The 8,957-nt window shown below is 70.2% G+C and carries 11 protein-coding genes; 6 read left to right on the forward strand and 5 right to left on the reverse strand.

Features of this window, described 5'->3' with window-relative positions; genetic code table 11:
- Positions 1-597 precede the first annotated feature (597 nt).
- On the forward strand, positions 598-855 hold the full coding sequence (locus ACTWQJ_RS39415; RefSeq protein WP_443311242.1) for a hypothetical protein: 258 nt from the start codon (positions 598-600) through the stop codon (positions 853-855).
- Positions 856-1,052: 197 nt separating this feature from the next.
- Here the strand turns inward: ACTWQJ_RS39415 and ACTWQJ_RS39420 are convergent, their stop codons facing one another.
- Entirely contained in the window at positions 1,053-1,649 is a 597-nt protein-coding gene (locus ACTWQJ_RS39420; protein ID WP_443311243.1) for a TetR/AcrR family transcriptional regulator, read from the reverse strand.
- A gap of 87 nt (positions 1,650-1,736) precedes the next feature.
- Here ACTWQJ_RS39420 and ACTWQJ_RS39425 point away from each other — a divergent pair, with 87 nt between their 5' ends.
- The 4 genes from ACTWQJ_RS39425 (at position 1,737) to ACTWQJ_RS39440 (ending at position 3,661) form a co-directional block, all read left to right on the forward strand.
- Positions 1,737-2,156: a DUF3995 domain-containing protein gene (locus ACTWQJ_RS39425; RefSeq protein WP_443311244.1), complete on the forward strand. Its 420-nt coding sequence runs from the start codon at positions 1,737-1,739 to the stop codon at positions 2,154-2,156.
- A 56-nt stretch (positions 2,157-2,212) separates the two neighbouring features.
- Positions 2,213-2,623, forward strand: coding sequence for a DUF6463 family protein (locus ACTWQJ_RS39430; protein WP_443311245.1), 411 nt, complete (start codon positions 2,213-2,215; stop codon positions 2,621-2,623).
- A gap of 400 nt (positions 2,624-3,023) precedes the next feature.
- Positions 3,024-3,287 carry a hypothetical protein gene (locus ACTWQJ_RS39435; protein ID WP_443311246.1) on the forward strand — a complete coding sequence of 88 codons (264 nt, stop codon included), beginning with the start codon at positions 3,024-3,026 and terminating at the stop codon, positions 3,285-3,287.
- Positions 3,284-3,661 (forward strand): PIN domain-containing protein, encoded by a 378-nt coding sequence (locus ACTWQJ_RS39440; RefSeq protein WP_443311247.1) that lies wholly within the window; start codon positions 3,284-3,286, stop codon positions 3,659-3,661. The genes ACTWQJ_RS39435 and ACTWQJ_RS39440 overlap by 4 nt, the downstream gene beginning before the upstream one ends.
- A gap of 187 nt (positions 3,662-3,848) precedes the next feature.
- Here the strand turns inward: ACTWQJ_RS39440 and ACTWQJ_RS39445 are convergent, their stop codons facing one another.
- A complete protein-coding gene (locus ACTWQJ_RS39445) occupies positions 3,849-4,301 on the reverse strand; it encodes a pyridoxamine 5'-phosphate oxidase family protein (RefSeq protein ID WP_443311248.1) in 453 nt (150 codons plus the stop codon).
- A complete protein-coding gene (locus ACTWQJ_RS39450; protein ID WP_443311249.1) occupies positions 4,298-4,654 on the reverse strand; it encodes a VOC family protein in 357 nt (118 codons plus the stop codon). Before ACTWQJ_RS39450 ends, ACTWQJ_RS39445 begins: the two co-directional genes overlap by 4 nt.
- Positions 4,655-4,790: 136 nt before the next feature.
- Here ACTWQJ_RS39450 and ACTWQJ_RS39455 point away from each other — a divergent pair, with 136 nt between their 5' ends.
- Entirely contained in the window at positions 4,791-7,586 is a 2,796-nt protein-coding gene (locus ACTWQJ_RS39455; RefSeq protein ID WP_443311250.1) for an ATP-binding protein, read from the forward strand.
- 107 nt (positions 7,587-7,693) lie between these two features.
- Here ACTWQJ_RS39455 and ACTWQJ_RS39460 read toward each other — a convergent pair whose 3' ends face one another.
- Both ACTWQJ_RS39460 and ACTWQJ_RS39465 read right to left on the reverse strand, forming a co-directional pair.
- Positions 7,694-8,146: an iron chaperone gene (locus ACTWQJ_RS39460; protein ID WP_443311251.1), complete on the reverse strand. Its 453-nt coding sequence runs from the start codon at positions 8,144-8,146 to the stop codon at positions 7,694-7,696.
- 393 nt (positions 8,147-8,539) lie between these two features.
- Positions 8,540-8,788 carry a hypothetical protein gene (locus tag ACTWQJ_RS39465; protein WP_443311252.1) on the reverse strand — a complete coding sequence of 83 codons (249 nt, stop codon included), beginning with the start codon at positions 8,786-8,788 and terminating at the stop codon, positions 8,540-8,542.
- Between the last annotated feature and the right edge of the window lie 169 nt (positions 8,789-8,957).

The following is an 8,957-nucleotide window of genomic DNA, read 5'->3' on the forward strand; positions in this document are numbered from 1 at the left end:
TGGCCCTGCTGCGCGAACGCTGTTGGAAGGCGCACGCCGACGAGATTGCCATCCACGAGGGCGCCACAGACACGCCCAGGCCCGAACTCGATCCGGATGACGTGACTCCGTACGAGCCACCTCGCTGCCCTACTGCAACGCTGAGGTCAGCCCCTACCTGACCAACTACGACCGGTGGATTCATCTCGCTACCAGGGACTGCCCGGCAAAGGACGTACCTCCTCGCTACCGCTGGCGTCTTGTGGCCGTCCCGGCTCGCCACTCCAGCGTCCCGACTGGTTTTGTGGCCGTGCGGGTCCGCGGTATCGAACCACTTCCCAGCGACCTGGTACGCCCCCCCGCCGGGCGATGTGCCTCAGCCCGGACGCCGTGGACGAAGTCGAGCAGGAGCCGGTCTCGGACCTGTAGTGCGTCGTCGGCCGGACTGACATCGACAGCTGACATCAACGGCGCTGAACGGCAGTAGGCCGAGGTGGCCGAAGAGGGCCCGACAAGTGCTCACGGAGGCACACCCCCGCAGGCGGCAAGTCACGGTGATCGAACTTACACGGCAGCGATCAAGGAGAAGTGCGCCGCTCCGCTTGAACTGGCCTGCACATGACCCTCGACTCGTCGCTCTCGTTGGTGATCCTGACCGTGCAGCCGGGGGGCTGTGCTGCCGAGGGGGCCGTGAGTGTTCAAGAGATGAGTAACCGGGAGATGTGGGCGAGCCTCGCATTTATTGCTGGTTTGATCACGTACTTGGTCGAGTTGCCGTTCGGAGCACCCGACTCGGTGTCGATGCTGGCGGACCTTGTCATGGTCACCGGCCTCGTGTTCGTGTGGCTCGAGCGCAAGCGCAGGATCTCTTGCTGAGGATCCACCCGCAGTGATCTTCGATGCGGAACGCGCTATGGCGGTCCGTCGAGGATGCGGCCGGTGTGACCGTCGCTGAATCTGTGCCGTCACGGCATTGTCGGTGGTCACGGTCAGTGAAGCGAGTTGGGACCGTGTCAGTGTGGACCGATTTCCGGCTCGTGGGCGGGCCGGGCGATCGGGGGCGGTGACGCGCTTTACTTCGACTCTGCCTGGTGCAGGGCGGATCGGGCCAGCTCGGTGATGAGGTGCTCCAGCGCGGCGGTGGCGGTAGTGCCGGTGGCGGCGACTTCGGGCACGATGTCGCAGGCGGAGCGGCGCAGTTCGAGCCATCCGAGGTAGGCGGCGTAGGCGGTGACTGCCTGACGCCGGGCTGGGGCGGGGGCCAGGCCCAGATCGGTGTAGAGGTCGGTGAGGTAGGCGATCCGGCGCTCGGTGACCCGGCGCAGGACCGGGGCGACGGCGGGGTGATCGGCATGGGCGACGATCGCGGACTCCAGACCGGTGATGCCTTCCTGTCCCAGCGCGGTGGTGAACAGGGCCGTCAGCCGCTGCCGGGGGTCAGGGACGTCGCCCAACTCTGAGATCAGAGCCGTGGTGTTGTCCTGCTCCCACATCTCGAGCGCGGCCCTCAGCAGTGCATCGCGATCCGTGAAGTGCCAGTAGAAGCTGCCCCGGGTTGCCCCCAGCTCGCCCGCGAGTGCGTTGACCGACACTGCGGCGACTCCGCCTCGTGCCATCGCGCGCAGAGCTGCGGTCGACCAGTCCGGGGGCGTGAGGTGCTTTCTTGCCATGTCCGTACAGTACTGTATGGTCGCTCCATACAGGGGTGTACGGAATGACTTGGGGGCAGCGTGACGTTGGCGAAATGCGCTGGTGGGGTGGCCGCAGTCGGCCTCGGCGCGGTCGGGGCACTGCACGGGATCTGGACCTTCTCTTCCTGGCCGCTGGCCAACCGTGCCGAGTTCGCCCGTACGGTTGTCGGGGTCGCTGAAGCCGACCTGCCCACACCGGAGTTGACGGCCGCCGTCGCGGCGGCGCTCGGGGCGGCGGCCTACGTGACCGCGGCCCGGGCCGACCTGGTCCCGCAGGTGCGGCCACGTCGTTTGGTACGCCAGGGGGTATGGGGCGTCGCGGGCGTGCTGCTGCTGCGAGGTGCGGCTGGTCTGGTTTCCTCCGGCCTGACCAGCCGGCCGACCGATTTCACCCGCTGGGACCTGGCGTTGTACTCCCCGCTGTGTCTGGCGCTCGGGGGGCTGACGGCATACGTCGCTGTCTCCACTCGCGCCCCTCGCCGCTAAGACCGGCGCCACGCAATCAGGAGACTCAAGGACCTTAAGAATCGAGGAAGTTGACAATGACCCGGTTGATTCCCCGACTCGTGATCGCACTGACCGCAGTACACTTCGCGGTCGCCCTGATCGCCTCCAGCACCTACGATGACGTGGCCCGCGACGGATTCTGGAACGCCGTCCCCGGAAAGCCGCAGCGCGAGTACGAGATGTGGTTCTTCCTCGCGGGATTCGGCCTCCTAGCCCTGGGCACCCTCAGCGGACGTATCGCCCGTGACACCGGCAGGCTCCCGGCACAACTGGGCTGGTATCTGCTCGCCATCGGTGTGCCGCTGCAGATTCTCTATCCCCTGTCCGGTGCGCCCGGACTGATCGTGCTCGGGGTGCTGGCCCTGATCGCGGCCCGGCGGGACAGCTCGGGGGAGAGCCGTCGGACACCCCTGTCGGCAACGACCGACCGTGACCGGTGCCCGTGATCACCCGGAGATGCTCGAACAGTGCTCGTGATCACTGGAATTGCTCACGGAATCGCGGACCCACCTTGCGCACCGCCGTGCCCGAGTCGTTGAGCAGTTCGTTGATGAGCTGCTCGGTCTCCGTCTCCAGTGAGCAGTCCAACGCCGGATTGACCTGTTGGACGCGGGTGATGGCGGTGTGCAGCCTCTGCCGGTCCCGGCCGCATGCTCGATCCGGGGCCAGTCCCGATACAACAACTCCGGCGTGTCGTCGACGTCGAGACCAGTCGCGACGGCCTGTCGGGCCGCGCTGAGGTCGTGGTGCGGGCCCGCGGGGGTGCGGTAGGTGTTGGCGAAGGCGCCAAACACTGGCTGCGAGGATCCCTGCCCACAGCGCTTCTACCGGCGGTAGAATGAGTGTATGGGTGAGCAGGACACCAGTATCAAGACGACCAAAGCCGTACGTGATCGTCTGCGGACGCTGGCCAGTGAGCGCGGCACCACGATGAACGATCTCCTGGAGGAGCTCGTGACGCGTGAGCTGACCGAGGAGGAGAGGGAACAGCGTGCGCAGCAGGCCCTGGACGAGATCCGGCGGACGACCGGCGTGACCGTCTCGGACGGCGCGCGTGCCCGGGCTCGTGACTTCCTGCAGCGTCTCGGGCAGGAGCACGACGCCGCGTGATCCGCGTCCTGCTCGACCATACCTGCATCCAGGCCCTCGCCGAGGGCGACGAGTTCCTCAACGGCTTGTACGTCGAGGCCAGCTACGGCTACGCCGAGATCGTGATCCCGGCTCTGTCCGCCGTGGTCGCCGAGCGCGAGAAAGCCGGCGCAGGCCAGCACATCCTGGGCCGCCGATTCACCACCGTTGCCGACTTCACGCGTGCCCACGCCCTGGTGGCCGGGACGTGGCGGCAGGTGGACTGGCGGATCCTGCACCCTGCAGCTTCGGTGCTTGTGCATCGGCTGGCCGGCGACGATGCCACGCTGCTGTCCCTGGATCCCGACCTGTACCTCGGCACGGGAGTCACCCCGCTGAACCCCACAAGCCCATAGACGGTGCCGGGCAGAAGGCGCCGCCGTCCCGGGGCACTTCAGCCAGGCGCCGACCCGCACAAGGCACAGGTCCGCCGCTGCGTGGGCTTCGTGCGAAGCTGCTCGGTGGTGTACCGCCGGGGAAGGAGCAGCCTGGTTGTGGACACTCCGCTGCACGCCCGGCCGGGCGGTGCGCCCAGCCGGAGGGTCAGACCAGCCAACGGCCGTCGCGCATCAGCTCGCGGTCGCGCAGTTCGTTCTCTTCGCGCCAGGCCTGGATGCGGCGCGGGGTGATGCGGAACCAGCGGTATGGCGTGGCCAGCGCGCGCGGGTCGAAGCCGGTGCGTGCGGCGAACCGGTCACCCTGCTGCTGCGGCAGCGCGTCGATCTCGAGGACCTCGACCTCGCCCTCGATCATGGCGACGTCGCGGGTGTGGCCCAGCGCCAGCCGGGTGGTCCGGGTGTCGGCCAGGTTCCGGCCGGTCAGGCTGCCGGCCGGGGTGGCCACCAGCAGTGCCTCGCCGTCCCAGTCGAAGGACAGGGGTACCAGGTACGGTGCGCCGTCCGGTGAGGCACTGGCCACCCATATGTCGACGTCGTGGGTGAGCCGGTGCTCGGTGTCGCGGCGGCGTTGGGCGCGGGGGCGGGGTTCGGCGCTCATCGGTCTTGCAGCAGGCCGAGGAGGTTGCCGTCGGGGTCGACGAGGGTGGCCGCCAGGCGGCCGCCACCGACGTCGTGCACGGGCTCTTTCACGGTGGCGCCCGCGGCGGTCACCTCGGCCAGCTTCGCCTCGATGTCCGGCACGTGCCAGTAGGCCAGCGACGAGGTAAGGCCCTGCGGTCCACCGCCCGGCAGCAGCCCGATGTGCTGGCCCTCGGCCTCGAAGCCGACATAGTAGGGCTCGTCGGTCTGCGGCGGGACGCCGAGCAGGGCGGCGTACACCGCCTTGGCCGTCGCCAGGTCGGACACGGGATGCAGCACGGTCCTGATTCCCTGGGTGACGGAACCGGTCATGGTCACTCCTAGTTGGTCGTGGGTCGATCGTCCCGGTGCGTCTTGTCGGGGCTGATCGCTGTGGTCACAGCCTCGCTCCACCGGGATGCGGTCCACCTCCGTGCTGACCACGGAAACCGCCACGGATAATGAGTCGGTGTCCAGTCCAGTGATCTCGGCTCGGGAAGCCGACGTGCTCGCGCTGCTCGGGGAGCACCTCAGCAACGCGGAGATCGCCGCGCGGTTGTTCATCTCGGTACGCACGGTCGAGTCGCACGTCTCGTCGTTGCTGCGCAAGCTGGAGCTGCCGGATCGGCGGGCGTTGTCCCGGCGCTCGGCCGAACTCGCCCGCGCCCGGCAGCCGCACCCGGCGCCCGCCCTCCCGGCGCCGCTGACGGCATTCGTCGGCCGGGTGCGGGAGCGTGGGGAGTTGGCCGACGCGGTCAAGGCACACCGGCAGGTGACCGCGGTCGGTCCGGGTGGGGTGGGAAAGACGCGGCTCGCGCTGGCGGTGGCGGCGGAGGTGGCCGGCGACTTCGCTGACGGGGTGTGGTTCGTCGACCTGGTCCCGGTTACCGATCCGGGGCGGGTAGGGGCGGCGGTCGCGGCGGCCGTGGGCGTGGGCGAGCAACCTGGTTGCGGCATCGACGACGCGGTCGTGGCCGCGCTGGCGGACCGCGAGGCGCTGCTGGTGCTGGACAACTGCGAGCAAGTACGTGACGGGGTGGCGCCGTTCGTGGAGCGGCTGCTGCTGGCCTGTCCGCGGTTGCGGGTGCTCGCGACGAGCCGGGCCCGGCTGATGGTGCCGTTCGAGTGGGTCTTCCTGGTCCCGCCGCTGTCGCGGGTGGGCGGCGGTGATTCGGATGCGGTGGCCTTGTTCATGGAGCGCGCGGCGGCGGTCGGCCGGTCGCCGGATCCGGCGGTACGCCACGAGGTCGCGGCCCTGTGCGAACGGCTCGACGGCATGGCGCTGGCGATCGAGCTTGCAGCGGCGCGGTGGCCCACGCTCGGCCTCGACGGCCTTGCGGCCGGCCTCTCCGACCAGTTGCGGATCCTGGCCGGCGGCCCTCGCGCCGACGGCAGGCACCGGTCGGTGCGGGCAGTGCTGGACTGGAGCCACGACCTGCTTCAGCCGCAGGATCGGGCGCTGCTGCGGCGGGTGTCGGTGTTCGTCGTGCCGTTCACCGCGGAGGCGGCGGCCGAGGTGGCCGGGTTCGCCCCGCTGGATCCGGCTGCGGTTGCCGATGGGCTCGGCAGGCTCGCCGAACAGAGCCTGCTCGCCGTGACACAGTCCGCGACCGGCACCCGGTATCAGCCGCTGGAGACCATTCGCCAGTACGGGATGGAGCACCTTGCCGACGCCGTTGAGCTGACCGATGTCCGGTCCCGCCATATGGATTGGTGCCTGGCCGGCGCGACCGCTCTGACGGGAGCTGACGGCACGGACTGGCGCGCCCGGTTCGACGCGGTGGCGGAGGACCTCCGGGCCGCCCTCGCCTGGGCCGCCGACCAGCCGGAGCAGCGGGTACCCGCCCACCGCCTCGCCCTGTCCCTGGCCGAACTGACCTTCACCCGCAACCTGCTCGGCGAGGCCCAGCAGCGGTTCGAGCAGGCGGCCGCGCTCGCCGGTGACGCTGACGCTGCCGCCGCGCTGCGGGAGGCCGCCGGGGTGGCCGGGTGTCGCAGGCTCGGCGAGGACATGTTCCGCCTGCACCGCGCCGCCGCACAGGCCGCCCGGCGAGCCGGCGACACCACCGGTGCCGGCCGTGACCTGGCCGAAGCCGCCACCGTCGCGTACCGCTTCTCCACTTCGTTCACGCGGATTCCCCCCGTGGACGAGGTGACCGCCATGCTCGCGGAGGCACGAGAGCTGTCCGGCGACGACGACCCGGCTGCCGAGGCGGCTGTCGCGCTGGCCGAGGCGGCAGTGATCGCGGATGCTTTCGGCGCGCTCCAGGGGGATGCGGACAACACCGCGCAGGAGACGGTGGGATGTGCCGAACGGGCCGTCGAGCTCGCCCGGCGGGCGGGTGACCCGGTGGCCGAATCGGCCGCCCTCGACGCGCTCTCCGGCGCCAGGAGCTGGGCCGGAGAGTCCTTCGCCGTCGCGGCTGCCGCCCGGCGCCGGATCGACATCCTCGCTTCGGTACCGCGCACCCCGGCCAGTACGCACGAGTGGATGGACGCCCTGGCTATGGCCGCCGGAAACGCCCTCGGGGTGGGGGAGCTGCCGCAGGCCCGCCGGTGGGGCAGGCAGCTCGCCGACCATCCGCTGCTGGCCGAGGCGGGGCACCACGCCACGTCCTGGCTCCTGGTCGCGGAGGCGTTCGCCGGCCATGCCGACGAGGTACTCACCCGCAGCTCGAGATTCCTCGACGCGTGGGAGCAGAGTGGCCGCCAGCGGTCGCTCTCCCTCGGCGCCGCAGCCGCGTCGGTCGCCATGATCCACGGCCTGCGCGGCGACCACGATGCCCGGGCGACCTGGCTCGCGATCGTCGACCAGGCGGACACCGCAGTGCAGCACCGTCTTGGCTACGGTGCGGTCTTCGACGCCATGGTTCTGCTCCATCACGGGGACGCGGACGCGGCCCTGGAGCGGCTGGCGCCGGAGCCGGATCAGGTGTGGAAGTGGGTCTGCTGGGTCTGGCTGCACTGGTACGTGGCACTCCGGGCGGAGGCGTCGGTGCTCGCCGGGCACCCGGATGCCCGGGACCGGGTCGACGCCGCCCGGAGCGTGGTCGCCGGCAACCCGATCGCCACCGCCCAGCTGGACCGGGCGGAGGCATTGCTGGACGGAGACCTGCCGCGACAGCTCGCCGCCGCAGCGGCATTCGACGCGGCGGGCTGCCGCTACCAGTCGGCGCGCACGCTGCTGCTCGCCGGGAACGGCCATGGCGCCGACGGCACGGCGGCACTCGCCGGCCTTGGCCTCACGCCCGTGGCCGTCGGGTAGCCGCAGCACAAGGCGCCCGGTACGGCGAGCAGCGCGGGCTGGGGCGTCAGCGGAGCCGATCTCACCCCGCTCACCTGGCGCACCCTACCGTTCACCGGGAACGCGCCTCAGCTCACCGCCTGCTTCACGAGTGCGGCGATCCGCGCCTCCACCTCGGGCGTCACCTCGGTCAGGGCGAAACCGGCGGCCCACATCGCGCCCTCGTCCAGCTTCGCCTGGTCGCTGAACCCGAGCGTCGCGTAGCGCGCCTTGAACTTCGCCTCGCTCTGGAAGAAGCAGACGACCTTGCCGTCCAGCGTGTAGGCGGGCATCCCGTACCAGAGCTTCGGCGCGAGGACCGGGGCGCTGGCCGTGATGACGGCATGGACGCGCTCGGCCATGATCCGGTCCGAGTCCTGCATCTCGGCGATCTTCGCGAGCACGTCCTGCTCCGCCTGCGCCGCCTTGTCCGCGCGCGAGCTGCGGCGCGCGGCCTTCTTCATCTCTTGTGCGTGGTCCTTCATCGCGGCCCGCTCCTCGGCCGTGAATCCCTCGTACGTGCTGCTTTCGGTGCTGGTCATGGTCGCCCCTGTAGTCGTGTGTCACGGTCGGCCGATGTGTCTTGTCGGGCCTGATCGCTGTGATCACATCCTCTCCGGCCAAGGTGCGGGCCGCTTCCGTGCTGACCACGGAAACCACCACGGATACCGCGTCGGTGTCGGCCCTGTGCCCGGCTGGTTGTGTACGGAGCCAGCTCGCATAGCTACGACACAGTGACAAATACCGGGTCGAAGGACAGACCTACTGCGAGACGCTTGCTCAGCGCCTCTGACCTCCGCTCGTACCGTCCACTGCTGATGGCCGGCGGCAGCGGGTCTTCTTCGTCCGGAGCCCCTGCACGCGCTGCTCCTGGCGCTGCTCGCCGTACTGCTCCCGCTGCTCCGGTCTGCCGGTGTGGACTGGTTGTGAGGGCGTCAGTGGGGAGGTGGTGGGTCGATGTGCCGCAGCATCTGCGCTATGCGGTCCCGGGCTTGCTCCGGTCCGACGAGGTGCTGGGGCTCTGCGAACTCCAGTCGCACCGGGGCACGGTGGCAGCGCCGGGCGTTCTTGGCCAGGACGCCCGCCGTACCGGTGATCGCCACGGGCACGATGGGGACGCCGGCGACGCGTGCCAGGTCGAACGCTCCGCTGTGGAAGCGGCCGAGGTCCGGCCCGGTGCTCACCGAAGCCTGGGACTCCGGCGCCTACACCTGGACCGCTACCGAGCGGCAGGCGTACGCCAACGACCTCGACGATCCGCAGCCACAACCGGTCCAAAGCCGACCAGGCCGCAAAGTTGCCTGTCGCGATCGCCTGTGGCGCGACACATGTCCGCGCCACAGGCGTATCGCC

The organism is Streptomyces sp. KR55, from assembly GCF_052245645.1.
Classification (GTDB): domain Bacteria; phylum Actinomycetota; class Actinomycetes; order Streptomycetales; family Streptomycetaceae; genus Streptomyces; species Streptomyces flavusporus.

What these genes read in the sequence shown, in the direction of transcription:
- ACTWQJ_RS39415 (WP_443311242.1), top strand. Translation starts at nt 598, where the DNA reads ATGACCCTCGACTCGTCGCTCTCGTTGGTGATCCTGACCGTGCAGCCG.
- ACTWQJ_RS39420 (WP_443311243.1), bottom strand. Translation starts at nt 1,649, where the DNA reads ATGGCAAGAAAGCACCTCACGCCCCCGGACTGGTCGACCGCAGCTCTG.
- ACTWQJ_RS39430 (WP_443311245.1), top strand. Translation starts at nt 2,213, where the DNA reads ATGACCCGGTTGATTCCCCGACTCGTGATCGCACTGACCGCAGTACAC.
- ACTWQJ_RS39435 (WP_443311246.1), top strand. Translation starts at nt 3,024, where the DNA reads ATGGGTGAGCAGGACACCAGTATCAAGACGACCAAAGCCGTACGTGAT.
- ACTWQJ_RS39445 (WP_443311248.1), bottom strand. Translation starts at nt 4,301, where the DNA reads ATGAGCGCCGAACCCCGCCCCCGCGCCCAACGCCGCCGCGACACCGAG.
- ACTWQJ_RS39450 (WP_443311249.1), bottom strand. Translation starts at nt 4,654, where the DNA reads ATGACCGGTTCCGTCACCCAGGGAATCAGGACCGTGCTGCATCCCGTG.
- ACTWQJ_RS39460 (WP_443311251.1), bottom strand. Translation starts at nt 8,146, where the DNA reads ATGACCAGCACCGAAAGCAGCACGTACGAGGGATTCACGGCCGAGGAG.